Source organism: Paraburkholderia sacchari, from assembly GCF_000785435.2.
In the GTDB taxonomy this organism is placed as follows: domain Bacteria; phylum Pseudomonadota; class Gammaproteobacteria; order Burkholderiales; family Burkholderiaceae; genus Paraburkholderia; species Paraburkholderia sacchari.
In genome coordinates this window covers 470,562-493,728 of sequence record NZ_JTDB02000001.1, presented here as the reverse complement: position 1 = coordinate 493,728, position 23,167 = coordinate 470,562, and the positions used below count along the sequence as shown (strand labels likewise).

General features: G+C 65.1%; 23 protein-coding genes. 13 read left to right on the top strand and 10 right to left on the bottom strand.

The features are described 5' to 3' along the window. Nucleotides 1-2: 2 nt before the first annotated feature. From sdhD to NH14_RS02230, 3 genes are all read right to left on the bottom strand, one after another. The gene (sdhD, locus tag NH14_RS02240; RefSeq protein WP_035531259.1) at nucleotides 3-371 is read right to left on the bottom strand and encodes a succinate dehydrogenase, hydrophobic membrane anchor protein; all 369 of its coding nucleotides are present in this window, start codon (nucleotides 369-371) and stop codon (nucleotides 3-5) included. Nucleotides 372-373: 2 nt separating this feature from the next. Beyond that, nucleotides 374-790 (bottom strand): succinate dehydrogenase, cytochrome b556 subunit, encoded by a 417-nt coding sequence (sdhC, locus tag NH14_RS02235; protein ID WP_035531257.1) that lies wholly within the window; start codon nucleotides 788-790, stop codon nucleotides 374-376. A 154-nt stretch (nucleotides 791-944) separates the two neighbouring features. Then, the gene (locus tag NH14_RS02230; protein WP_407947113.1) at nucleotides 945-1,757 is read right to left on the bottom strand and encodes a GntR family transcriptional regulator; all 813 of its coding nucleotides are present in this window, start codon (nucleotides 1,755-1,757) and stop codon (nucleotides 945-947) included. Nucleotides 1,758-2,129: 372 nt separating this feature from the next. On the opposite strand from NH14_RS02230, the gene NH14_RS02225 reads away from it, so the two are divergent. Together NH14_RS02225 and NH14_RS02220 are read left to right on the top strand one after the other, a co-directional pair. Next, on the top strand, nucleotides 2,130-3,116 hold the full coding sequence (locus NH14_RS02225; protein ID WP_035531254.1) for a malate dehydrogenase: 987 nt from the start codon (nucleotides 2,130-2,132) through the stop codon (nucleotides 3,114-3,116). A 96-nt stretch (nucleotides 3,117-3,212) separates the two neighbouring features. Beyond that, a complete protein-coding gene (locus NH14_RS02220; protein WP_052148375.1) occupies nucleotides 3,213-4,235 on the top strand; it encodes an HpcH/HpaI aldolase/citrate lyase family protein in 1,023 nt (340 codons plus the stop codon). Here the strand turns inward: NH14_RS02220 and NH14_RS02215 are convergent. Then, complete coding sequence (locus NH14_RS02215) at nucleotides 4,213-4,401, bottom strand: hypothetical protein (RefSeq protein ID WP_152617257.1); 189 nt, start codon at nucleotides 4,399-4,401, stop codon at nucleotides 4,213-4,215. The two genes, NH14_RS02220 and NH14_RS02215, sit on opposite strands and share 23 nt — an antisense overlap. Between NH14_RS02215 and NH14_RS02210 the strand changes: the two genes are divergently transcribed. The 3 genes from NH14_RS02210 (at nucleotide 4,400) to acnA (ending at nucleotide 9,164) form a co-directional block, all read left to right on the top strand. Next, entirely contained in the window at nucleotides 4,400-4,900 is a 501-nt protein-coding gene (locus NH14_RS02210) for a hypothetical protein (RefSeq protein WP_035531252.1), read from the top strand. The two genes, NH14_RS02215 and NH14_RS02210, sit on opposite strands and share 2 nt — an antisense overlap. Before the next feature lie 24 nt (nucleotides 4,901-4,924). Next, nucleotides 4,925-6,376, top strand: coding sequence for a bifunctional 2-methylcitrate dehydratase/aconitate hydratase (locus tag NH14_RS02205; RefSeq protein ID WP_035531249.1), 1,452 nt, complete (start codon nucleotides 4,925-4,927; stop codon nucleotides 6,374-6,376). Between the two features lie 70 nt (nucleotides 6,377-6,446). After that, entirely contained in the window at nucleotides 6,447-9,164 is a 2,718-nt protein-coding gene (acnA, locus tag NH14_RS02200) for an aconitate hydratase AcnA (protein WP_035531246.1), read from the top strand. Nucleotides 9,165-9,167: 3 nt separating this feature from the next. On the opposite strand, the gene NH14_RS02195 is transcribed toward acnA, so the two are convergent. Beyond that, nucleotides 9,168-9,524 carry a hypothetical protein gene (locus tag NH14_RS02195; RefSeq protein WP_152617256.1) on the bottom strand — a complete coding sequence of 119 codons (357 nt, stop codon included), beginning with the start codon at nucleotides 9,522-9,524 and terminating at the stop codon, nucleotides 9,168-9,170. A 182-nt stretch (nucleotides 9,525-9,706) separates the two neighbouring features. Here NH14_RS02195 and NH14_RS02190 point away from each other — a divergent pair, with 182 nt between their 5' ends. After that, nucleotides 9,707-10,300, top strand: a complete 594-nt coding sequence (locus NH14_RS02190; protein ID WP_035531242.1) for an IMPACT family protein — start codon at nucleotides 9,707-9,709, stop codon at nucleotides 10,298-10,300. A gap of 324 nt (nucleotides 10,301-10,624) precedes the next feature. Then, nucleotides 10,625-10,864: a DUF2964 family protein gene (locus NH14_RS02185; RefSeq protein ID WP_052148373.1), complete on the top strand. Its 240-nt coding sequence runs from the start codon at nucleotides 10,625-10,627 to the stop codon at nucleotides 10,862-10,864. A gap of 10 nt (nucleotides 10,865-10,874) precedes the next feature. On the opposite strand, the gene NH14_RS02180 is transcribed toward NH14_RS02185, so the two are convergent. Further along, a complete protein-coding gene (locus NH14_RS02180) occupies nucleotides 10,875-11,264 on the bottom strand; it encodes a hypothetical protein (protein ID WP_035531439.1) in 390 nt (129 codons plus the stop codon). A 586-nt stretch (nucleotides 11,265-11,850) separates the two neighbouring features. Between NH14_RS02180 and NH14_RS02175 the strand changes: the two genes are divergently transcribed. Further along, nucleotides 11,851-12,255: a helix-turn-helix domain-containing protein gene (locus NH14_RS02175; protein WP_035531239.1), complete on the top strand. Its 405-nt coding sequence runs from the start codon at nucleotides 11,851-11,853 to the stop codon at nucleotides 12,253-12,255. A gap of 18 nt (nucleotides 12,256-12,273) precedes the next feature. Here NH14_RS02175 and NH14_RS02170 read toward each other — a convergent pair whose 3' ends face one another. Next, on the bottom strand, nucleotides 12,274-13,899 hold the full coding sequence (locus NH14_RS02170; protein WP_244143497.1) for a sensor domain-containing diguanylate cyclase: 1,626 nt from the start codon (nucleotides 13,897-13,899) through the stop codon (nucleotides 12,274-12,276). A 178-nt stretch (nucleotides 13,900-14,077) separates the two neighbouring features. Between NH14_RS02170 and NH14_RS02165 the strand changes: the two genes are divergently transcribed. Next, on the top strand, nucleotides 14,078-15,688 hold the full coding sequence (locus NH14_RS02165) for an inorganic phosphate transporter (protein ID WP_035531238.1): 1,611 nt from the start codon (nucleotides 14,078-14,080) through the stop codon (nucleotides 15,686-15,688). 31 nt (nucleotides 15,689-15,719) lie between these two features. Here NH14_RS02165 and ppk2 read toward each other — a convergent pair whose 3' ends face one another. From ppk2 to NH14_RS02150, 3 genes are all read right to left on the bottom strand, one after another. Next, nucleotides 15,720-16,646 carry a polyphosphate kinase 2 gene (gene ppk2 / locus NH14_RS02160; RefSeq protein WP_035531235.1) on the bottom strand — a complete coding sequence of 309 codons (927 nt, stop codon included), beginning with the start codon at nucleotides 16,644-16,646 and terminating at the stop codon, nucleotides 15,720-15,722. A gap of 94 nt (nucleotides 16,647-16,740) precedes the next feature. After that, nucleotides 16,741-17,127 carry a VOC family protein gene (locus NH14_RS02155; RefSeq protein ID WP_035531232.1) on the bottom strand — a complete coding sequence of 129 codons (387 nt, stop codon included), beginning with the start codon at nucleotides 17,125-17,127 and terminating at the stop codon, nucleotides 16,741-16,743. A gap of 102 nt (nucleotides 17,128-17,229) precedes the next feature. Further along, entirely contained in the window at nucleotides 17,230-18,015 is a 786-nt protein-coding gene (locus tag NH14_RS02150; RefSeq protein ID WP_237179498.1) for a FadR/GntR family transcriptional regulator, read from the bottom strand. A gap of 193 nt (nucleotides 18,016-18,208) precedes the next feature. On the opposite strand from NH14_RS02150, the gene NH14_RS02145 reads away from it, so the two are divergent. From NH14_RS02145 to NH14_RS02130, 4 genes are all read left to right on the top strand, one after another. After that, nucleotides 18,209-19,027, top strand: a complete 819-nt coding sequence (locus tag NH14_RS02145) for a (Fe-S)-binding protein (RefSeq protein ID WP_035531229.1) — start codon at nucleotides 18,209-18,211, stop codon at nucleotides 19,025-19,027. Next, complete coding sequence (locus NH14_RS02140) at nucleotides 19,024-19,848, top strand: LutC/YkgG family protein (protein ID WP_237179497.1); 825 nt, start codon at nucleotides 19,024-19,026, stop codon at nucleotides 19,846-19,848. Before NH14_RS02145 ends, NH14_RS02140 begins: the two co-directional genes overlap by 4 nt. Beyond that, entirely contained in the window at nucleotides 19,845-21,323 is a 1,479-nt protein-coding gene (locus NH14_RS02135; RefSeq protein ID WP_052148371.1) for a LutB/LldF family L-lactate oxidation iron-sulfur protein, read from the top strand. Before NH14_RS02140 ends, NH14_RS02135 begins: the two co-directional genes overlap by 4 nt. Before the next feature lie 77 nt (nucleotides 21,324-21,400). Next, on the top strand, nucleotides 21,401-23,122 hold the full coding sequence (locus NH14_RS02130; protein WP_035531226.1) for a lactate permease LctP family transporter: 1,722 nt from the start codon (nucleotides 21,401-21,403) through the stop codon (nucleotides 23,120-23,122). Nucleotides 23,123-23,167: the final 45 nt, after the last annotated feature.

Sequence of the window (23,167 nt, the reverse complement as noted above, 5' to 3'; positions counted from 1 at the left end):
TTTTACACTCTCCAGAGAATCTGAGCGGCGTAGCCGAGGCTGCCCAGCAGCCATGCGATCGTGAGGACGTCCAGCGTGATGCGCAGGCCGACCGGCTTGATGTAGTCCATCCAGATGTCGCGCACGCCAACCCAGGCGTGATAGAACAGCGCGAGCAGCGTGACGAACGTGGCGAGCTTCATCCACTGCGCGGAGAAGATCGAAGCCCAGCCGTCGTACGAGAAATCGTGTGCGCCGAAGAACAGCGCGAGCAGTACAACCGTGTAGATCGCCATGATCACGGCGGTGGCGCGCTGGGCAATCCAGTCGCGCAGGCCGTAGTGCGCGCCCACGACGAGACGCTTCGGACCGATACCGTTTTTAGCCGACATTATTAGAACGCTCCGAAGAGTTTGGCCGCGAAGGCGATCGTGAGAACCGTGGAGATGACAACGACCACGAGCGAGGTCGACTTGCCCTTTTCCTTGCTCACGAGGTCATGGCTGAAGTCCATGAACAGATGGCGCACGCCGGCGCAGAAGTGAAACAGGAACGCCCATCCGAGGACCAGCACGATGAGCTTGATGATGATGTTGGAGAGGAAGCCCTTGAAGAACTCGAAGCTGAGTTCCGAAGTGAGGCTCTGGTCAAACAGGAACAGCAGGAAAGGCAAGAACAGAAACAGCAGCGCACCGCTCACGCGGTGGCCGATCGACACGCGCCCCGCGAGCGGCAGGCGGTATGCGAGCAATATCTGCCCAAGCCCGATGTTCCGGAATTCCGGCCTCGGTTTTTTTGTGGCTTCAGCCATGCTAGACCCCTACTATGTGTTAACACTAATACGCAATTTTAGCGCCTTTTCATATCGCGCTGCAGCGAAATCCCCACTCTGGAACCGCCGCTGCGCGCGCGAGATGTCGGCGTACAAGGTGCGTCCGCCCCTTCCTGCGCGGGCGCTTCCTTCATCAACTCAAGTCATTCTGATAGTAGTACCCGGTTGTGACATACCAACCGCGGCGGACCTCGACCGGACGATCTCCATAGGTATAGGACACCCGCTCGACAGATAGCAAAGGAAACCCAGCCGGAATGTTGAGCAGGTCGGCAACCATGGGCTCGGCGGCCACGGCGCGAATCTTCTCGGTCGCGCGAATCATGCGCGTACCGAAATCCGCTTCGAACATGGCGTAGAGCGGTCCTTTGTACTCGGCGAGGCGCTCGGCCGTCAGGCCGCGGAACACGCCGCCAGGCAACCAGATCTCATCGAGCACGGTGCTCTCGCCGTCGAACTCCAGCAGGCGTCGGATCAGCACGACCGGGTCGGCGGGCTTGAGCTCCAGTTGGCGCGCGATGTCGGCGGACGCACGCATGCGCCGGCACTCAAGCAGCTTGCTCACGTGCGGATGCTCGGCGCCGTCATCGGCCAGCAATCTCAGAAAGCGAAACTGCGCGCGCTCTTCATTGTGCGTCGCAACAAACGTACCCTTGCCTTGACGGCGCACCAGCAGGTTATCGGCTGCGAGTTCGTCGATCGCCTTGCGTACGGTCCCCTGGCTCACCTTGTAGCGGGCGGCCAGTTCGACTTCGCTAGGGATGATCTCGCCGGGCTTCCATTCGCCGGACACGAGGCTCTGCGTGATGAGCCCCTTGATCTGCTGATAGAGCGGGCTGAAGGTGGGAGACGTGGCTGCAGCCGTTGCGGACGCGGACGCGTTGGCGCCACTCTCGGGAGCGGGTGAATTCGCGTTGCTGACCGGGTTCGCACTCATGGCGCGCATTTCAACATAAAGCCCCCCGGAAATCTACCCTTTTGGACGCAATAGATATGTCTTATATAAGACATAAGATACTGTTGACTTTGCCTCTCCCGGCTCCTAAACTGCCGGTCGAGCAAGGGTTTGCGGGCGACTCCGAGGGCTGGCAGGCAGCATACACCTCGTGGCGAAATGTGTCGCAGAATCGCCCCGCACACGCTGTTCCTCCGTGCTCACGGGTTATATGGCGGCCCGCCTGCGGGCGCGCGGCGCGATGCGCGAAAGCCTCGCACGCCGCCCGGAAGAAGGTTCGCCGGATTCATGAACGCCTGGTGTAGCGCGCATATAGAATGGCGTTTTACCCTGGCGTCTAACGCATCTTCCTGGAGATTTTCAATGGCTAAGTCCGCAAAGCGCGTTGCCGTCACCGGCGCCGCAGGTCAGATCGCTTACTCCCTGCTGTTCCGCATCGCGAACGGCGACCTGCTCGGCAAGGATCAGCCCGTCATCCTGCAACTGCTCGACCTGCCGCAAGCGCAAGCTGCCGTCAAGGGCGTCGTCATGGAACTCGACGACTGCGCATTCCCGCTGCTCCAAGGCGTGGTGATCACCGACGATCCGAAGGTCGCGTTCAAGGACGCCGACGTCGCCCTGCTGGTTGGCGCACGTCCCCGCTCGAAGGGCATGGAGCGCAAGGACCTGCTCTCGGCCAACGCCGAAATCTTCACGGTTCAGGGCAAGGCGCTCAACGACGTCGCCAGCCGCGACGTAAAGGTGCTGGTGGTCGGCAACCCGGCCAACACGAACGCCTACATCGCCATGAAGTCGGCTCCGGATCTGCCGAAGAAGAACTTCACCGCCATGCTGCGTCTGGACCACAACCGCGCGCTCTCGCAACTGGCCGCCAAGTCGGGCAAGCCGGTCGCCTCGATCGAGAAGCTCGCCGTGTGGGGCAACCACTCACCCACGATGTACCCCGACTACCGTTTCGCCACGGTCGACGGCCAGTCGCTCAACGCGCTGATCAACGACGACGAATGGAACCGCAACACGTTCATCCCGACGGTCGGCAAGCGCGGCGCGGCGATCATCGAAGCGCGCGGCCTGTCGTCGGCGGCATCGGCGGCCAACGCAGCGATCGACCACGTGCGTGACTGGGTGCTCGGCACGAACGGCAAGTGGGTCACGATGGGCATTCCGTCGGACGGCTCGTACGAGATCCCCGAAGACATCATCTACGGCGTGCCGGTGACTTGCGAAAACGGCGAGTACAAGCGCGTCGAAGGCCTCGAAATCGACGCATTCTCGCGTGAAAAGATGAACGGCACGCTCAACGAGCTGCTCGAAGAGCGCGAAGGCGTCGCTCACCTGCTCGGCAAGTAAGCCGTAGCAAGCAAACCGGAGTCCGCGGCGGCATAGCGGGTTCCGGTTTTTTTTCGTTCAGGCTCCTGATCCAACACTCGTCCCCTGACGCCGAAGATGCGCGCCCTCTCCCCCGCCGAAGTGCTGTTTGACGGCGAAGCGCCGCCTGTCCTCCTGCCCGTGTGCGACCACTACGCCGGCAGCGAGAAACTGATGCTGAAATCGCTCGCGCTGCAGCAGGAGCTGGGCCCGGTATTCGATATCACCCTTGATTGCGAGGACGGCGCCCAGGTTGGCCGCGAAGCCGAGCACGCGGAACTCGTCGCGTCGCTGATCGGCGGCGAGCACGACCGCTTCGGGCGCGTGGGCGTGCGCATCCACGACATTCACCATCCGCACTGGCGCGACGACGTACGCCTGATCCTGCGCGCCGCGAAACGCGCGCCGGCCTACATCACGCTGCCGAAGATCCGCACGGTGGCCGACGCCGCCGAAATGACGGCGTTCGTCGAAGCCACGCGCACGGAGATGGGCATCGACAAGCCGATTCCTGTGCAACTGCTCGTCGAAACCCATGGCGCGCTCGCGCGCGTGTTCGATCTCGCCGCGCTGCGCGGCGTGCAAGCGCTCAGTTTCGGCCTGATGGACTTCGTCTCCGCGCACGACGGCGCGATTCCCGACACCGCCATGCGCTCGCCGGGCCAGTTCGACCACCCGCTCGTGCGCCGTGCGAAGCTGGAAATCGCCGCGGCCTGCCATGCGAACGGCCGCGTTCCGTCACACAATGTCAGCACCGAGGTGCGCGACATGGACGTCGTGGCGAACGACGCGCGCCGCGCCCGCAATGAATTCGGCTACACGCGCATGTGGAGCATCCATCCGGCGCAGATCCCGGTGATCGTCGCCGCATTTGCGCCGCGCGACGAGGAAATCGCCACTGCCGCCGAGATCCTGCTGGCCGCGCAATGGGGACCGATCCGCCATGCCGACACGCTGCACGACCGCGCGAGCTACCGCTACTACTGGTCGGTGCTGCGCCGCGCGCGCACGACTGGGCGCGCCGTGCCCGCCGAAGCTGCGCCGCTGTTCGATCGGGGCGACGCTACGCCAGGCGTCGTTATACAGCAAGCGGGTTCGTGAATGGCGGGCTAAATTTTTTCAAATCGCAAAAGTCCTGGCTCATATCGGCAAATAGGTGAAAATAGCGTCCGCTGCGCGCTTTCGGCGCGCGCGCAATGCAACCGGCGGCTGCACCCCGCAGCCTCGCCTGATCAACCGATTTAAAGAGATAAAGGTCCGACTCCATGAAGAAACTGCTGATCGCCACCGTTATCGGCGCGCTGTCCACCACGATGATGCTGGCGGCCACCGAAGCCGCCGCGCAAACCACGACGGCCACCCCCAAGAAGCCGGCACCGAAGCACAAGATCATCAAGCGCAAGGCCAATCCGGCCAAGGAAGCAAAGGTCGATCCGATCCCGGAAGGCTCGGAGCACTGGAGCTGCGCTGAAGGCATGCAGTTCGACCTGAAGGGCGACATGGCACGTGACCAGATCGTCACGGTTCACTGGGCGAACAAGAACTACAACCTGCCGCGCCAGACCACGACGACGGGCGCCGACCGCTTCCACGACGCCGCCACCGGCCTCGACCTGGTCGTGATCCCGACCAAGGCCATGCTGTTCTCCGACAAGGACAGCTCGCGCCTGGCCGACGAGTGCAAGACCGTTGCAATGCAGCAAGGCGCACCGGCGCCGACCCAGGCCAACGCGCTGCGCGCGCCGGCAGCGGGCGCCAGCCAGTAAGCGCGCCGCATCGGGAACGCCTCGATGTCCGCACCCGTCTCCAACGTCAGGCCGCAGCCGGATCGGGTACTGGTCGACATCGTCGACTACGTACTCGATTTCGAGATCGACAGCGCACTCGCCCTGTCGACCGCCCGCTACTGCCTGCTGGACACGCTCGGCTGCGGACTCGAGGCGCTCTCCTACCCTGCCTGCACCAAGCTGGTGGGACCCATCGTGCCAGGCACGATCGTCCCGCACGGCGCGAAGGTGCCGGGCACCTCATTCCAGCTCGATCCGGTTCAGGCCGCGTTCAACATCGGCGCGATGATCCGCTGGCTCGACTTCAACGACACCTGGCTGGCCGCCGAATGGGGCCATCCGTCGGACAACCTGGGCGGCATCCTCGCGACCGCCGACTGGCTCTCGCGCACGGCCGTCGCTCAGGGCAAACCGCCGCTCACCATGAGGCATGTGCTCGAAGCCATGGTGAAGGCGCACGAGATCCAGGGCTGCATGGCGCTGGAAAACTCGTTCAACGAGGTCGGGCTCGACCACGTGCTGCTCGTGAAGCTCGCCTCGACCGCGGTGGTCGGGCAGATGCTCGGGCTCACGCGCGACGAGCTGATCAACGCCGTTTCGCTCGCGATGGTCGACGGTCAGGCGCTACGCACCTACCGCCACGCGCCCAATACCGGCTCGCGCAAGTCATGGGCCGCCGGCGACGCCACCTCGCGCGCGGTGCGCCTTGCGCTGATCGCGAAGACGGGCGAGATGGGGTATCCCTCCGCGCTCACGGCGAAAACGTGGGGCTTCTACGACGTCTCGTTCAAGGGGCGGCCGTTCCGGTTCCAGCGCCCGTACGGCTCGTACGTGATGGAGAACGTGCTGTTCAAGATTGCGTTCCCGGCCGAATTCCACGCGCAGACCGCCGCCGAAGCCGCGATGACGCTGCACGGCATGCTCGCGCAACAAGGCCGGAGCGCCCAGGACATCAAGCAGATCACCATTCGCACGCATGAAGCGGCGATCCGCATCATCGACAAGAGCGGGCCGCTCGCGAACCCGGCCGACCGCGACCACTGCATTCAGTACATGGTGGCCGTGCCGCTCATTTTCGGGCGTCTCACCGCTGCCGATTACGAAGACGACGTGGCGCAGGACCCGCGCATCGACGCCTTGCGCGCGACGACGGTCTGCGTCGAAGATCCCCAGTTCACGAAGGACTATCACGACCCGGTCAAGCGCTCGATCGCGAATGCGCTCACCATCGAACTCAACGACGGTACCAGGTTCGAAGAAGTCGTGGTGGAATACCCCATCGGTCACAAACGGCGGCGCGACGAAGGCACGCCGCTCCTGATCGAGAAGTTCAGGACCAACCTCGCGCGCCGCTTCCCCGCGAAGCAGCAGCAGGCGATTCTCGACGTTTCGCTCGATGCGGCAAGGCTCGAAGCCATGCCGGTGAACGAGTACGTCGACTTGTACGTAATCTGAGCAAGCAGGCAGACTGGCAGCAAAACGTGTAGCAAAGCGTTATTTCCGCGATTAAACGAAGGAAAACACCATGGCCCACAACCTCCACAAAACGCTAAAGGAATTCGACAGCGGTTCCGGCAAAGGCAAGTTCTACTCGCTGCCGCAACTCGGCAAGCAGCTCGGCGTGAAGATCAATCGCCTGCCGGTCTCGATCCGTATCGTGCTCGAGTCCGTGCTGCGCAACTACGACGGCAAGAAGATCGCGGAAGAACACATCGAGCAGCTCGCGAACTGGAAACCCAACGCTGCGCGCGTCGATGAAATTCCGTTCGTCGTCTCGCGCGTCGTGCTGCAAGACTTCACCGGCGTGCCGCTGCTCGCCGATATCGCGGCCATGCGTGGCGTCGCGAAGCAGGTCGGCAAGGACCCGAAGGTCATCGAGCCGCTCGTGCCGGTGGACCTCGTGGTCGACCACTCGGTGCAGATCGACTACTTCCGCCAGAAGGATGCGCTCGACCTGAACATGAAGCTGGAATTCCAGCGCAACAACGAGCGCTACCAGTTCATGAAGTGGGGCATGCAGGCGTTCGACACGTTCAAGGTCGTGCCGCCGGGCATCGGCATCGTCCACCAGGTCAACCTGGAATACCTCGCGCGCGGCGTGCACAAAAAGACCGAAGGCGCTGATACCGTCTACTACCCGGACACGCTGGTCGGCACCGACTCGCACACCACGATGATCAACGGCATTGGCGTGGTGGGCTGGGGCGTGGGCGGCATTGAAGCCGAAGCCGGCATGCTCGGCCAGCCGGTGTACTTCCTCACGCCGGACGTCGTGGGCGTGGAGCTCAAGGGCAAGCTGCGCGAAGGCTGCACGGCCACCGACCTCGTGCTCACAATCACGGAAATGCTGCGCAAGGAGAAGGTGGTCGGCAAGTTCGTCGAGTTCTTTGGCGAAGGCACGGCCTCGCTCTCGCTGCCGGACCGCGCGACCATCGGCAACATGGCACCCGAGTACGGCGCAACCATGGGCTTCTTCCCGGTCGACGAGAAGACCATCGACTACTTCAAGGGCACGGGCCGCACGCAAGCAGAGATCTCGGCGTTCGAAAACTACTTCAGGGCCCAGGAACTCTACGGCATTCCGAAGGCCGGCGACATCGACTACACGAAGACGCTCACGCTCGACCTCGGCACGGTGGCGCCGTCGCTCGCTGGTCCGAAGCGCCCGCAAGACCGCATCGAAATCGGCCATGTGAAGTCGACCTTCGTCGACCTGTTTTCGAAGCCGGTCGCGGAAAACGGCTTCGCCAAGAAGGCCGCCGACCTGGACGCCGAATTTGCGGCAGGCGACAAGGTCAAGCTGCATAACGGCGACGTGCTGATTGCCGCCATCACCTCGTGCACGAACACCTCGAACCCGAGCGTGCTGCTGGCCGCGGGCCTGCTGGCGAAGAAGGCCGTGGAAGCGGGCCTCACGGTCGCGCCGCACATCAAGACCTCGCTCGCACCGGGATCGCGCATTGTCACGGAATACCTGACGAAGACGGGCCTGCTGCCCTACCTCTCGAAGCTCGGCTTCGAACTGGCGGCGTACGGCTGCACGACCTGTATCGGCAACGCGGGTGACCTCACGCCCGAGCTGAACGAAGCCATCACGAAGAATGACGTGGTCGCGGCAGCGGTGCTCTCGGGCAACCGCAACTTCGAGGCGCGCATCCACCCGAACATCCGCGCGAACTTCCTGGCCTCGCCGCCGCTGGTCGTCGCTTACGCGATCGCAGGCAACATCACGCGCGACCTGATGACCGAGCCGGTCGGCAAGGGCAAGGGCGGCCGCGACATCTATATCGGCGACATCTGGCCGAGCAGCGAGGAAATCAACGCGCTGCTCAAGTTCGCGATGGATGCCGACGTCTACCAGAAGAACTACAGCCAGCTCACGAAGAAGGGCGACCTGTGGAGCAAGATCGAGGGCGAGGAAGGCCAGGTCTACGACTGGCCGAAGTCGACCTATATCGCCGAGCCGCCGTTCTTCGGCAACGACTTCTCGATGACGCCGTCGTCGACGGTGGCCGAAGTCAAGGGCGCGCGCGCACTGGGCATCTTCGGCGACTCGGTCACGACCGACCACATCAGCCCTGCCGGCTCGATCAAGGAAGACTCGCCCGCAGGCAAGTGGCTCAAGGAGAACGGCGTGCAGAAGGCCGACTTCAACAGCTACGGCTCGCGCCGCGGCAACCATGACGTCATGATGCGCGGCACGTTCGCTAACGTGCGCATCAAAAACCTCATGATCCCGCCGAAGGCCGACGGCACGCGCGTCGAAGGCGGCCTGACGATCCATCAGCCGAGCGGCGAACAGCTGTCGATTTACGACGCCGCCATGAAGTACATCGACGCCGGCACGCCCACCATGGTGTTCGCGGGCGAAGAGTACGGCACGGGCTCGTCGCGTGACTGGGCGGCCAAGGGCACGCAGCTGCTGGGCGTGAAGGCCGTGGTGGCACGCAGCTTCGAGCGCATCCACCGCTCGAACCTCGTGGGCATGGGCGTGCTGCCGCTGCAGTTCAAGGGTTCGGACAGCGTGCAGTCGCTCGGCCTGACCGGCGAAGAAACCTTCGACATCGAAGGCCTGACCGACAACTTCAAGCCGCAACAGGATCTGACGCTCGTGATCCACCGCAAGGACGGCAAGGATGAGCGCGTCCAGGTGCTGCTGCGCATCGACACGCCGATCGAAGTCGACTACTACAAGCACGGCGGCATTCTGCCGTTCGTGCTGCGTTCGCTGCTCGCAGCTTAAGCGTCAGCAGCGCAGGCGGTTTTGCAGGTGCCGCATCCGGCAACGGATGCGGTCACACTTGAAAGCCCGGTGCAAGCCGGGCTTTTTTTTATTGCCGTGGATTTTTGACAGGCGTAACGTAGCATCGCCTCTTGAGAACAGGCGAGCTTTGCGACCCCGGCCGATGGACACCGTCCCGACCGGGGTTTTTTCTGTGCTGAACCGTGGAAAAAGCGCCTGGAAAAGCCCTGGAGAAACGAGCTTTGGGGAAGCTTCAGGAGAAGCGCGGCGCAAGACCAGCAGCGCCGCGACGAATTCGATATATGACGGATCACCGAATGAGGAGTTCGGCGTCGCTCCAGCCAGAGCTAGACCCGTCATGCAGCGTATTATCGGCCCTGGTGACCGATACGTCATTAGCTCTGGCGCAAGAAACCATTACGTAATCTGAGAGATTGCGCGACGCATCGCGTCCAAGGCACGCGACCCCGTCCAGGCCGCGCAGCCGAATGGCTGTCCGCATCCGCTAACATCACGCTTTTGCTTACGCTGCACTGCCCGCTTTGCCCACTTACACCCTTGCCTCAACCGTCAGCGCGGAGCTCGAGATCCGCAAGAGCCGCTTCATCGGCCTCGCGATTCCTGTCGACGGCCGCGAAGCGGCCATGGCCGAGCTGCGCCGCCTGCGCGACGAACACCCCACTGCCACGCACGTCTGCTGGGCGCTGCTCGCGGGCGGCCAGTCCGGCATGTCCGACGACGGCGAGCCCTCGGGCACCGCGGGCCGCCCCATTCTCGAAGTGCTGCGCCATCACGACCTCGATGGCGTGCTCGCCGCAGTGGTGCGCTATTACGGCGGCGTGAAGCTCGGCGCGGGCGGCCTCGTGCGCGCCTATACCGATGCCATCGCGAGCGCGCTGCAGAACGCGCAGCGCGTGGAGCGCATCGCCCAGGCGCGCCTGATCGTGGAAGTGAGCTACGCCGACGAAACGCGCGTACGGCACTGGATCGAGCAGGAGCAGCACACGCTCGCCGACAGCCGCTACACGATGACAGTGCGGCTCACGATTCAACTTCCCGCTACCGCTCTCGACGCCGCGCGCGAGGTGCTGCGCGACCTTACGCAAGGACGCGCGGGCTTTCCTGAACACGAGTGAGCATGCCGGGCACGCGTACGGGAAAAATGGGCAAATGGGCAAAAAAAACCGCCGTATGGCATCGGCGGTTAACAGGGGACGTGAAGAACAACCACGAATCGACTATCGAATCGACCCGACGGGTTCATGATGGCGGCGCAACATTAAGGCAAACTTAAACGTCCCCAAAAAGCACGCACTCCAGCGCGTGTAACTTGCGCCGCGCGGCATAATGCGCGCGCGCCGAAAGCGCGGAATCGGCCGATCGCTATAATCGTTTCATCTGGGCGAAGACCGTATTGCATCGTGCAATGCAGCCCGCCCTCAACGGGGAATACCGGCATCATGACTTTCGAACGCTTGAGGGAAGGCGCAGGCCCCGAACGGCGCCATCGCATCTGGAGCAAGCTGCGCATCTTCGTTGCCGCGCTCGGCACACTCGGCTCCGCCACCGGCATTGCCATCGCCGTGACCGGGCTCGTGCAGTTCAATCACACCAAGGTGGTTGCCGGCGTCGCCGTGATTCTCGTCTGCACGGCGGTGTACGTCACGATCCTCGTGCGCGATCGCAATCGCGTCGACTAAACCCACTCCGTCACGCGGGCACGGCAACTTCGGCGGTGCTGCGATAGTGGTCGTACACGCGCTCGCGCTCCTCACTCGCGAACTGGCGCTTCTCCACCAACTTGAGCATGCGATTGCGGTCGGCGCCAAGCAGCGCGTAATAGCGCTGCGCGTGCAGGCGCCGGAAACGCTGATAAAAATCCGGCCCCGGCAGACCCGAAGCCGTTGCGAGCAGCGACGCGTAGTCGGCCACGCGCGGCTCGCACAAGGCCGCCGCCGCAGCTTCCAGCTTTTCGTAACGTTCGTGCAGCGGCACGCTCTGCGCGAACAGCGCATGAAAGGTGCCATAGGATACGAGGCCACGTCGGCTCGCCGCGCGCCGCAGCAGACGTTCAACCTTTTCGTCGAGTTCTTTGCTCATGCTTTTTAGATCGTCAAGCGAATCGTCAATTGGATCTTCATGTGACCATGATCCGTTCGCTTCGAAACGCGCGGTGAAGCAAACCGGAAGGCCCATTCGGTCTGAATCGAATCGGATTCCCATAAAAATTCATGCGAAATCCGGAAAGCGCATTCTGCCCAAAATTACCGATTCGCTCTCCCCAAGTGCCTCGGCAAGGGGCCAAAAACAACAATTACAAATCTTTCAATCATCCGGATAGCGGCGCTATCATGTCATGAATGAACAACATTCACTGGCATAGTTAAGCGATTTGGATAGGTTCATTTTTTCCGATAGTCCAGGATAATCCGTAAGTCAAGCAGACTATTTTTCCGCTGGCTATACACATTCCCTACAAAAACAATTATTAATATCTCCTGCGGAACGCCAATGCGGTCCGCACGCGTCCTGAGAGGCGCATTGTTTCGCCGTCCGCGACGGCCAGGCATCAAGCAAGAGCCATGCGAGGCCGTGGCAAGCGAGAAGACCCGCACGCACTGAAAGGGTTGACAGGAGCGGTATTAGCAAGCCGCATGTCCGGAATCTTTCGTTGACGAGTGATCACATGCTTATCCGAACCGAGAATTTGCCGAGCGTCGCGCGCAGGATGGCCGCCGGCCAGATGTTGGTGGAAGGCGCGACCGTGCACGCCGTAGCCGACTCCTTGCACCTCTCCGCCCAGACGGTGCGCCGCTACAAGTCGATTGTCGAAGACGGCGGCCTCGCCGCGCTCCAGCAGATGAGCGTGGGCGGCCGGCCCTCCGTGCTCGACAAGGCCGCAATGGGCTGGATCGCGAGCGCGCTGCACGGCTCCGCGCGCGAGCATGGCTTTCCGAGCGATGCGTGGACCAACAGCCGCGTGCGCGAGTTGATCGGCCGCCAGTTCGGCGTGCACTATTCGCGCGTCTACACCTGGCAGATCGTCTCGAACCTCGGCCTCGGCCATCGCCTGTCGAAGTCGGCGCGCTGAACGGCCGGCGCAAGACCATCACGCTACGCCGCCCGCATCGCCCCATTGCTTCGCGCAGACCTGGTTGCGGCCCGCAGCCTTGGCCTCGTACAACTGGGCGTCCGCGGCGGCGAGCAGCTTTGCGCCGCTTTCGCCCGCGGGCGGCTCGCAACTCGCGCACCCCACGCTCACCGTGACGCGGCCGTAGGGCGAGCCGCGATGCGCGAGGTTGGCCGTCTCGATGCGCCGCCGGATCTTGTCGGCGATCTTGCGCGCACCCTCGAGCGCCGTGCCGGGCAACAGCACCGCGAACTCCTCGCCACCGTAGCGCGCCGCCATGTCCGAGGTGCGCTGTGTGCCCGAGGCGATGCGCTCGGCCACGAGCTTGAGCACTTCGTCTCCGGCCGCGTGGCCGTAGGCGTCGTTGAACAGCTTGAAGTGATCGACGTCGAAGAACAGCACCGAGAGCGGCGTCCGTTCGCGCGACGCCCGGTTCCACTCGGCCTGTAGCCGCTCATCGAGCGCGCGCCGATTCGCGAGGCCCGTGAGCGGGTCGGTCACCGCGAGGCGCTGCAATTCGGCTTCGGCGATTACCTTGTCGCGCAGCGCGAACGCGAGCACCCAGGACACCACCACCCAGGCGCCGCCGAAGACCGTCGTCATCGCAACGGCCAGGTAAGCGCGGCTTCGCCAGCCCGCGAGGATGTCGTCGACGGCGGGTGCGACTCCCACGATGATGGGAGTGCGGCGCACGTGCGCGTAGGTATAGAGTCGCTCCACGCCGTCCGCTTCGGTGTGCGCCGCGAAGGTGCCCGCGTCGTGCCGCGAGACGATCGGGTAGTTGCGCCAGCCCGAGTAATCCGCGCCCGCCCCGAGCGGCATGGGCGGCTTGCTCGCGACCAGCGTGCCGTCCTGCATGATGATGAAGACGCCGCCGCCAGGCCCGATGTCGACGCGGTCGACGAGCCGCTGAAAGTATTCGAGCCTCACGACAATCAGCGCGACGCCCGCGAACGTGCCATCGGGCGCATTGATGCGCCGCGACAGCGCGACCGAGAGCACGCCATGGCGCAGGCGTGACGGAAACGGCTTCGAGATGAAGAGGCCCGCATCGGGATTGCGCTGCTGGACCAGAAAATAGTCGCGGTCCGCGACCGAGACGCCCGGCGTATCGTCGGTGCTCTGCGAAGCCTTCACGCGCCCTTGCGTGTCCAGCACATAAGCGCCGCCCAGAAACGATGCCGCCGTCGCGCGATCGAACAGCACGCGCTGGCGCAGCGCTGGCGGCAGCGCCCATGTTTCGGGCTGCTGCGCGCCCGCCACCACGGCGCGCAGCGAGAGATCGTAGAGCTCGACGTTGCGCGCAATGTCGCTGCTCGCGAGACGCACGATGTTGTTCGAGTTCTCGACCGCATGACGCATCTCTTCGGCGCGGCCGGTGTAAAGCGTCATGTAGGTCAGCGCCGCCATCACCGTGGCGACCAGCGTGCCCGACAGCCCCCCAAAGAACGGATTGCGGCCGATCAGCCGCGTGGCCCACTTGCCGCGCGCGAAGATCCAGTTGCGCGCGCGCAGCCGCAAATGGGGAACCAATACGCCCCCCGCGGGCGCGGCAGCGGGTTCGGCGGATGACTCTCCTGCGGGCTTGTGAACGCGATCAGGCACGTGCTCTCCGTCAATCGGCTCGCGCGAGGACCGCGCAGCGGCCGCACGGCTTGCGCAACAACGTCATCAATGCGTCATGTGCTCTTTGCATGATCGGTGGCGTTGCTTGCCGCCGTCGCTTTGCGCCCTCCCCGCCTGCGCGACGCTCCGCGCACCCAATTTGAGGAACCCGCCCGTCATGCCGGATCTTTCCCTGTCACCGCAGCCCGGCGCCGCCTCCGGGCGCGGGCGCAGCGCGAGCCTGCTGGTGTTTCTGCTTGTGATCGCCGCGGGCGCCGTTTATGTAGGCCTGCATCTCGCCGACGACCTCTCGACCGTGCGCGAGCACTCCGCGCTGCCGTGGTTCCTGCTCGTGATCGCGCTCTGCATCGCGCTGGGCTTCGAATTCGTGAACGGCTTCCACGATACCGCGAATGCGGTGGCGACGGTTATCTACACGCACTCGCTCACGCCCAACCTGGCCGTGGTCTGGTCCGGCGCGTGGAACTTCCTCGGCGTGCTCACTTCCACCGGCGCGGTGGCGTTCGGCATCCTGCAACTGCTGCCCGTCGAGCTGATCCTCCAGGTGGGCAGCAGCGCGGGCTTCGCGATGGTCTTCGCACTCCTGATCGCCGCCATCATCTGGAATCTCGGCACGTGGTACTTCGGCCTGCCTTCGTCGAGCTCGCATACGCTGATCGGCTCGATCATCGGCGTGGGGCTGATGAACCAGTTGATGCACGGCTCCCAGGGTGCAATGGGCACGAGCGGCGTCGACTGGAGCCAGGCGATCGGTGTGGGCAAGTCGCTGCTGTTCTCGCCCGTCGTCGGCTTTCTCGCCTCCGCGCTGCTGCTGCTCGTGCTCAAGGCGCTAGTGCGCGTGCCCGTGCTCTACGCCGAGCCCAAGGGCAGCGAACCGCCGCCGTTCTGGATTCGCGCGCTGCTGATCCTCACCTGCACGGGCGTCTCGTTCGCGCACGGCTCCAACGATGGGCAGAAAGGCATGGGCCTCATCATGCTGATCCTGATCGGCACCGTGCCCACCGCCTATGCGCTCAACAAGGCCGTGACGGCGAGCGAGTCTCAAACCTTCGTCGCGGTTTCGCAGCAGGCCGCGCGCACGCTGGGCCAGTACACCGACGGCGTGGCCGCGCCCGCCGGCGGCCCGAATGCCGCGCGCGCCGAAGTCGAGCGCTACATCAACACGCGCACGCTCACGCCGCAAACGGTGCCCGCGCTCGCCGCGCTCTCGACGCAGGTGGGCCAGCAGGTCGAAGGCTATGGCTCGATGGCGGCGGTGCCGCAATCGGTCGTCGACAACGTGCGCAACAACATGTACGTGATTTCCGAGGCGATCCGGCTGATGGAGAAGGCGAAGCAACCCGCGTTCGCCGAAGCCGACGTCCGCGCGATCCACAACTTCCGCAACCAGATCGACCACGCGACCAAGTTCATCCCGACCTGGGTGAAGGTGGCCGTGGCGATCGCGCTCGGACTGGGCACGATGGTGGGCTGGAAGCGCATCGTGGTGACGGTGGGCGAGCGCATCGGCAAGCAGCACCTGACCTACGGCCAGGGCGGCTGCGCGGAACTCGTGGCGATGGCCACCATCGGCGCGGCCGATGCGTATGGTTTGCCGGTCTCGACCACGCATGTGCTCTCGTCGGGCGTGGCGGGCACGATGGCTGCGAACGGCTCGGGCCTGCAATGGAGCACGGTGCGCAGCATCGTGCTCGCGTGGGTGCTCACGCTGCCCGCCTCGATCGCGCTCGCGGGCGCGCTCTACTGGATGTTCCGCCACACGTTCTGAGCATGCCGCGCGGCATGCACGACCAACACCGTCAATAGACGTCCGGCACGATCATGCTCTCGGGCACCGGCTGCCGAATGTAATCGGGATGATGCACGCGCGCGGGCAGCGTCACGCTCGGATGCTCGATCTCGTGATACGGCACCTGGCTCAGCAGATGATGAATGCAGTTCAGACGCGCGCGTTTTTTATCGACGCCCTGCACGACCCACCACGGCGCCTCGGGAATATGCGAGCGCTGCAGCATGACTTCCTTCACATGCGTGTACTGCTCCCAGCGGCGGCGGCTTTCGAGGTCCATCGGCGAGAGCTTCCATTGCTTGAGCGGATCGTCGATGCGGCTCTGGAAGCGCACTTCCTGTTCGTCGTCCGTGATCGAGAACCAGTACTTGACGATCTGGATGCCGCTCCTCACGAGCATCTTCTCGAACTCCGGCACCGAGCGAAAAAACTCTTCGTACTCCTCGTCGGTGCAGAAGTTCATCACGCGCTCGACGCCCGCGCGGTTGTACCAGCTGCGATCGAACAGCACCATTTCGCCGCCCGCGGGCAAATGCTGCACGTAGCGCTGGAAATACCATTGCGTGCGCTCGCGGTTGTTCGGCGCGGGTAGCGCGGCCACGCGGCACATGCGCGGATTCAGGCGCTGCGTGATGCGCTTGATGACCCCGCCCTTGCCCGCCGCGTCGCGGCCTTCGAAGATCACCACGAGCCGGTGGCCCGTGCTCACGATCCAGTCCTGCATCTTGACGAGTTCGCCCTGCAGCCGGATCAGCTCGCGGAAATAGACGCGGCGCAGCGCGCGCGCCTCGTCGCTGATCTCGATGCCGACCTCCTGAAGGCGGTCGTCGACTTCCATTTCGAGCTCTTCGTCGTAAGCGTCGATAAGCTCTTCCTCGAGGCGGCGGCGGCGATGCTGCTCCGCGCTCGCGCCCGCTTCACGCTCCCGTTCGTTCATGGAAACTGCTCCTCATGCAATCAGTGGCAACCCGCACCACTATCGGCGCTACGGGTGTCATGCGTATTTCAGATGCATCGACGCGCACCGCGCCTCAGGCCAGCGGCTTCGCGAAGCTCAACTCGTGGCCGTCCGGATCGACGAGATGAAAATAGCGCTCGCCCCACGGCGCGTCCTGCGGCGCGAACGCGGGCGTGAAGCCCGCGGCCAGCACCTGCGCGTAAAAGGCGTCCACGTCCGAAACGTAGAAGATCGCGCGGCCCCATCCTTCGATCCTGGCATGCGGCCCTTCGAGCAGATTCAGATAGCACGCGCCGCCCCCGCCTCCACCGCCGAGCACGAACGACGCGAACCCGGCAACCGCGGCGCCGGGTTGGTGCACGAAGCCGAGCGCCTCGTAAAAGCGCACTGAACGCTCGATATCGCTCACGGTGAACGTGACGGCGCTTAGCGACTCGATACGCGCGACGGGCGGGTTCATGGCCTGATCTCCTTCTCATCGAGTTCCTGCGGGCGCCGCGCGAATGTCCTCGCGCTGCGCCACCTGAGCGGCCAACTTGAGCGACCAACCTGAGCGCCAACTTTAGCAGTCTTCAGGCGCGGCCGGCTTCTTGCGTGCCCGGCGTTTCTTCGCACTGGTTGGGCCAGTTGCGGGCATGCCGTGCTCCTCGTTCACCCGCGTGCGCACGAAGTCGATATGGGTTTGCATCGCCGTGCGCGCCTCTTCCGGACGCCGCGCGAGAATCGCTTCGCACAGCGTGCGGTGCTGCAACAGCAGATGATCCGAGGCATCCGCGTTCTGCTCGCGCAAACCCGTGCCGTTGATCGTGATGTGTTCGCGCAGCATGCCCAGCACGCTCGTGTGCAGGTGCAAGAACATCGCGTTGTGCGAAGCCTGTGCGATCACCTCGTGCAGCTTCGCGTCGGCGGCGGCTTCGGCGGCCTTGTCGTCGCAGGCGCGCGTGCGCTCCAGTTCCTGCACCAGCGCTCGAATGCGCGCGAGCTCGTCGTCGCTCGCGCGCATCGCCGCGAAATACGCGGTCGCGCCCTCCAGCACGCGGCGAAATTCGAGGATGTCGTCGCGCAGCGCCGGATGATCGGCTACCAGCTGCCCCCACGGCGAGACAAAGCCGGTGCGCAACTGGTCGGTCACGAACACGCCCGCGCCCGCGCGGCTCGCCACCAGCCCGCGCGCGGCGAGCCGCTGGATCGCCTCGCGCACCGTGTTGCGCGCCACGCCGTACTCCTGCGCGAGCACGCGCTCGGAGGGCAGCTTCGTCCCCGCGCGCCACGTGCCGTCGAGCAGCGACGTCTCCATTTGCCGCATCACCGTTTCCACGCGTCCGCGCGCGCCGGCCCTGTCCCTCATTGATCTCCCCCCACCTCTCATGTGCTTCGGCCGCAGTAATCCGCAACGGTTCTACCCGCTGGCCAGCCACTGGTCCAACCAGTTTGAGCCTGCCACCCGAAGCGGGGATTATGCGCCCAGACACCTGCCGTCGCCATCACGGCCAGGCGCGCCATTCGGCACCGAACCATACCGAGAGCCATACGAGCGAGACATGAAGCCACGGCAATACCCCACCGGTCCACGCCCGACCGACGTCTACCTGTTCGCGACCTGCCTCGTCGACCTGTTCGTACCGCAAGCCGGGCTCGACGCGGTCAAGCTGCTGGAGCGCGAAGGGCTCACGGTCCACTTCCCGCGCGCCCAGAGCTGCTGCGGACAGCCCGCCTATAGCAGCGGCAACCCGCGCGAAGCACGCGAGGTGGCCCGCGCGCAGCTCGGCCTGTTCGATCAGCCGTGGCCCGTGATCGTGCCCTCCGGCTCGTGCGCGGGCATGATGCGGCACCACTGGCCCGCCCTGTTCGAAAGCGACGCAGGCGATGAAGCCGATAAAGCCGATGCGGCACGGGCTCAAGCGCTCTCGGGACGCATCTACGAGCTCACCGAATTCCTCGTGCGCGTGCTGAAAGTGGACCTCGGCATTGCCGGCGCGTATGGCAACGCCGCGCTGAAGCAGCCCGCGGAACGCGTGGTGCTCCATACCTCGTGCGGCGCGCGCCGCGAAATGGGCACGCGCGTGCACGGCGTGGAAGCCGTCGACGCGCTGCCCGGCGTCACGCGCATCGACCACGAGCGCGAATCGGAATGCTGTGGCTTCGGCGGCACGTTCTCACTGAAGCATCCCGACATCTCGGGCGCGATGGTCACCGACAAGATCGCCTCGGCGTGCGCGACTGGCTGCAACCGGCTCGTGTCCGCCGACTGCGGGTGCCTGCTCAACATCGGCCATGCGGCCGAACACAAGGGCGCGCCGCTCGCCGTCGAGCACCTCGCTTCGTTCCTGTGGCGCCGCACCGGCGGGGAGGCCGCATGAGCGCCGCCACGATCAACCCCGTCGACACCCTCGACACCCTGGGCGCCCGCGCGCGCATGCTCGGCCGGCTGCGCGCCAGCGCCAGCGAGGGCGCCGCGCCTGTGCCGGTGGATGCGCTCGACCAGCGCATCGACGCGCACTATGCCCGGCAACGCGCACACAATGCGGGCACGCTCGCTACCCAGCCGGCCCGCATCGCGCAATTCCAGCAGATGCTGGAGGCCGCGCACGCCGAGGTCGTGCGCGCGAGCGTGCGGAACTGGCCCGCCGAACTCGCGCGGCGCCTCGCGGCCGCGGGCGTGAAGCGGCTCTTGCTCGACACGTCGAGCGCCGAAGGCGCGGCGCTCGTCGACGCGCTGCGCGCCGCCGCAGCGGGCATCGAAGCGCGCGGCTACATGGAGCCGATCGAAGCCTGGAAGTCCGAACTGTTCGAAAGCATTGACGCGGGCTTCACCGTCGCGCGCTCGGGCCTCGCGGCCACCGGCACGCTCGTGGTCGTGCCCGACACCGACGCGCCTCGCACCGTCTCGCTGGTGCCGCCGCTGCACGTCGCGCTGATCCACGCACGCACGCTGCACGCGGACCTGCATGCGGCCGTTGCCGCCGAACGCTGGCGCGACGGCATGCCCACCAACCTCGTGATGATCTCGGGCCCCTCGAAGACCTCGGACATCCAGCAGACCACGGCTTACGGTGCGCACGGGCCGCGCGCGCTGTGGGTGATCGTCGTCACGGATGACGATGCCGACAACCCCGTCGACACCCCCGCCGGCGAATCCGCAACGCCCACGAATTTTCCCCAGCACGGAGCCGCGCAATGAGCAAGACCGCCAGCCCGGTACGAGCCGCGCACCCCGAAAGCGCGCTGCATTTTGTGCCCACGGCCGAATTCCGCGAGCGCGCCCGCGCGGCGCTCGACGATCCGCAGTTGCGCAAAAGCTTTCGCGGCGCGATGGATTTTCTGCAAGGCAAGCGCGCCACGCAATTCCCCGACGCAGACGAACTCGAACAACTACGCGACCTTGGCGAAGCATTGCGCCAGCACGCACTCGCACGCCTGCCCGAATTACTGGAACAGCTCGAAGCGAAGCTGAAGGAAAACGGCATCCACGTGCACTGGGCCGAGACCGCCGACGACGCCAACCGCATCGTTCACGGCATTGCGCAGCGGCACGCGGCCACGCGCGTCATCAAGGGCAAGTCGATGGCGAGCGAGGAAATCGAGCTGAACCATTACCTCGCCGGGCGCGGCATCGACTGCATCGAGTCCGACATGGGCGAGTACATCGTGCAGCTCGCGGGCGAAAAGCCCTCGCATATCGTGATGCCCGCGATCCACAAAACGAAGGGCGATATCGGCCATCTGTTCGAAGCGCACATTCCCGATACGCCCTACACGGAGGACGTGGACGCACTCATCCAGACGGGCCGCCGCGCGCTGCGCCGCGCGTTTGTGGATGCGCAGATCGGTCTATCGGGCGTGAACTTCGCCGCCGCCGACACAGGCACGCTGTGGCTCGTCGAGAACGAGGGCAATGGCCGCCTCTCGACCACGGTGCCCGACGTGCATATTGCGATCATGGGCATGGAAAAAGTGGTCGCGAAGCTCGCGCATATCGTGCCGCTTTCGAGCCTGCTCACGCGCTCGGCCACGGGCCAGCCGATCACCACGTATTTCAACCTCATCAGCAGCCCGCGCCGCGCCGGCGAAAAAGACGGGCCTCGCGAGGTGCATCTCGTGCTGCTCGACAACGGCCGCACCCAGGCCTACGCCGACGCGCAATTGCGCGCCACGCTGCAATGCATCCGCTGCGGCGCGTGCATGAATCACTGCCCGGTGTATGCGCGCATCGGCGGGCACGCCTACGGCACGACCTACCCCGGCCCGATCGGCAAGATCATCTCGCCGCATCTGCTCGGGCTCGACGCAACCGCCGACCTGCCGACCGCATCGAGCCTGTGCGGCGCATGCGGCGAAGTGTGCCCGGTGCGCATTCCGATTCCGGACCTGCTGGTGCGTTTGCGCACCGAGGCGAACCGCTCGCCCGACGAAGCCGTTGCGCATCCGCTGCGCGGCCAGGGCGCGAATCACAGCAGGGGCGAGCAGTTCGTCTGGCGCTTCTGGAGCGGCGCGTTCGCGCATCCGCGCGCGTATCGCGCGCTGCGCTGGGCCGCGACGCGCCTGCGCGCGCTCGCGCCTTCGCAGCAGATGGGCTGGACGCAGCATCGCACGCCGCTCAAGCCCGCGCCGCGCAGCCTGCACGATTTGCTGCGCGAGCGCGATCAGCCGCAATAGCCCGAACACCAGAACATATTTCATCAGGCATGCGAAATTAAATCGCAAATTCGACCGCATCCACGGAGGAGACCGTAATGCAACCCTGGCATCAGATCTATACCCCGCTTGGCAGCCTCTGGCTGTCCGCGCTCGTGGCCGTCGTGCCCATCGTGTTCTTCTTCGTCGCGCTGGCCGGCTTGCGGCTCAAAGGCCACGTTGCCGCGGCCATCACGCTCGCGCTCGCGCTGGCCGTGGCCATCTTCGAATATGGCATGCCGGTGCGCCAGGCGCTCGTTTCGGCCGGCTTCGGCTTCGCCTACGGCCTGTGGCCGATTGCGTGGATCATCGTGACCGCCGTGTTCCTCTACAAGATCGTCGTGAAGACCGGGCAGTTCGAGATCATTCGCGCCTCCGTGCTCTCGATCACCGACGATCAGCGCCTGCAAGTGCTGCTGATCGGCTTTTCGTTCGGCGCGTTCCTCGAAGGCGCGGCGGGCTTCGGCGCGCCGGTCGCGATCACCTCGGCGCTGCTGGTCGGCCTCGGCTTCGAGCCGCTCTACGCGGCGGGCCTGTGCCTCATCGCCAACACCGCTCCAGTGGCGTTCGGCGCGATGGGCATTCCCATCATCGTCGCGGGCCAGGTGACCGGCATCGACCCGTTCCTGATCGGCGCGATGGCGGGCCGCCAGTTGCCGCTGCTCTCGCTGTTCGTGCCGTTCTGGCTCGTCTTCATCATGGACGGCAAACGCGGCATCAAGGAGACCTGGCCCGCGGCGCTCGTGGCGGGCGCCAGCTTTGCCGTGACGCAGTACTTCACCTCGAATCACATCGGGCCCGAGTTGCCGGACATCACCTCGGCGCTCGTGAGCCTCGTGTCGCTCGCCGCGTTCCTCAAGGTGTGGCAGCCGCAGCGCGCGGCACAGGCGGGAACGGTCGCGAACCTGCGCGTGAGCGGCGGCGCGGCGGCGCTGGGCGGCTTCAACGGCAGCTCCGGCGGCGCAGCGGCGAACGCATTGTCGAGCCGCCAGGCATCGCCCTACGGCATCGGCGAGACCGTGCGCGCCTGGTCGCCGTTCTTCCTGCTGACCGCCATCGTCACGGTGTGGAGCATCAAGCCGTTCAAAGCGCTGTTCGCCGCGAAAGGTGCGCTCGCCGGCACCGTGCTGAGCTTTCATGTGCCGGGACTCGATCAGCTCGTGGTGCGCACCGCGCCCATCGTGGCGTCGGCCAAGCCCTATGAAGCGGTGCTGAAAATCGACTGGCTCTCCGCCGTGGGCACCGCGATCATGCTCACCGCCGTCGTGTCCACGATCGTGCTGAAGATGAAGCCGCACGCCGCCGTTGCGGCATTTTTTGAAACGCTCGGCGAATTGCGCCGCCCGGTGCTCTCGATCGGCCTCGTGCTGGCCTTCGCGTTCGTCGCGAACTACTCGGGCATGTCCTCGACACTGGCGCTCGCGCTGGCCGGCACCGGCGCCGCGTTCCCGTTTTTCTCGCCGTTCCTCGGCTGGCTCGGCGTGTTCCTGACCGGCTCGGACACCTCGTCGAATGCCCTCTTCTGCTCGCTGCAGCACACCACGGCGCACCAGATCGGCGTGTCGGACACGCTGCTGGTTGCCGCCAATACCTCGGGCGGCGTGAGCGGCAAGATGATCTCGCCGCAATCGATCGCGGTGGCCTGCGCGGCCACGGGCCTCGTCGGCAAGGAAGCGGCGCTGTTCCGCTTCACGGTGCGCCATAGCCTCTTTTTCGCGGCTGTGGTCGGCGTCATGACGCTGCTTCAGGCTTATGTGCTCACCGGCATGATTGCGCGCTGAGCCAGTGCGCCGCACACAGCCGGGAAACGCGTTCGCAAAGGGCTC

Bases quoted from the DNA above. Each gene is read 5' to 3' on its own strand.
- NH14_RS02180 (WP_035531439.1), bottom strand. From the start codon at position 11,264: ATGAGCAAAGAACTCGACGAAAAGGTTGAACGTCTGCTGCGGCGCGCG.
- NH14_RS02135 (WP_052148371.1), top strand. From the start codon at position 19,845: ATGAGCAAGACCGCCAGCCCGGTACGAGCCGCGCACCCCGAAAGCGCG.
- NH14_RS02220 (WP_052148375.1), top strand. From the start codon at position 3,213: ATGCGCGCCCTCTCCCCCGCCGAAGTGCTGTTTGACGGCGAAGCGCCG.
- NH14_RS02155 (WP_035531232.1), bottom strand. From the start codon at position 17,127: ATGAACCCGCCCGTCGCGCGTATCGAGTCGCTAAGCGCCGTCACGTTC.
- NH14_RS02225 (WP_035531254.1), top strand. From the start codon at position 2,130: ATGGCTAAGTCCGCAAAGCGCGTTGCCGTCACCGGCGCCGCAGGTCAG.
- NH14_RS02150 (WP_237179498.1), bottom strand. From the start codon at position 18,015: ATGAGGGACAGGGCCGGCGCGCGCGGACGCGTGGAAACGGTGATGCGG.
- NH14_RS02230 (WP_407947113.1), bottom strand. From the start codon at position 1,757: ATGCGCGCCATGAGTGCGAACCCGGTCAGCAACGCGAATTCACCCGCT.
- acnA (WP_035531246.1), top strand. From the start codon at position 6,447: ATGGCCCACAACCTCCACAAAACGCTAAAGGAATTCGACAGCGGTTCC.
- NH14_RS02130 (WP_035531226.1), top strand. From the start codon at position 21,401: ATGCAACCCTGGCATCAGATCTATACCCCGCTTGGCAGCCTCTGGCTG.
- NH14_RS02175 (WP_035531239.1), top strand. From the start codon at position 11,851: ATGCTTATCCGAACCGAGAATTTGCCGAGCGTCGCGCGCAGGATGGCC.
- NH14_RS02195 (WP_152617256.1), bottom strand. From the start codon at position 9,524: ATGACGGGTCTAGCTCTGGCTGGAGCGACGCCGAACTCCTCATTCGGT.
- NH14_RS02205 (WP_035531249.1), top strand. From the start codon at position 4,925: ATGTCCGCACCCGTCTCCAACGTCAGGCCGCAGCCGGATCGGGTACTG.
- NH14_RS02185 (WP_052148373.1), top strand. From the start codon at position 10,625: ATGACTTTCGAACGCTTGAGGGAAGGCGCAGGCCCCGAACGGCGCCAT.
- ppk2 (WP_035531235.1), bottom strand. From the start codon at position 16,646: ATGAACGAACGGGAGCGTGAAGCGGGCGCGAGCGCGGAGCAGCATCGC.
- NH14_RS02165 (WP_035531238.1), top strand. From the start codon at position 14,078: ATGCCGGATCTTTCCCTGTCACCGCAGCCCGGCGCCGCCTCCGGGCGC.
- NH14_RS02140 (WP_237179497.1), top strand. From the start codon at position 19,024: ATGAGCGCCGCCACGATCAACCCCGTCGACACCCTCGACACCCTGGGC.
- sdhC (WP_035531257.1), bottom strand. From the start codon at position 790: ATGGCTGAAGCCACAAAAAAACCGAGGCCGGAATTCCGGAACATCGGG.
- NH14_RS02210 (WP_035531252.1), top strand. From the start codon at position 4,400: ATGAAGAAACTGCTGATCGCCACCGTTATCGGCGCGCTGTCCACCACG.
- NH14_RS02215 (WP_152617257.1), bottom strand. From the start codon at position 4,401: ATGGAGTCGGACCTTTATCTCTTTAAATCGGTTGATCAGGCGAGGCTG.
- sdhD (WP_035531259.1), bottom strand. From the start codon at position 371: ATGTCGGCTAAAAACGGTATCGGTCCGAAGCGTCTCGTCGTGGGCGCG.
- NH14_RS02145 (WP_035531229.1), top strand. From the start codon at position 18,209: ATGAAGCCACGGCAATACCCCACCGGTCCACGCCCGACCGACGTCTAC.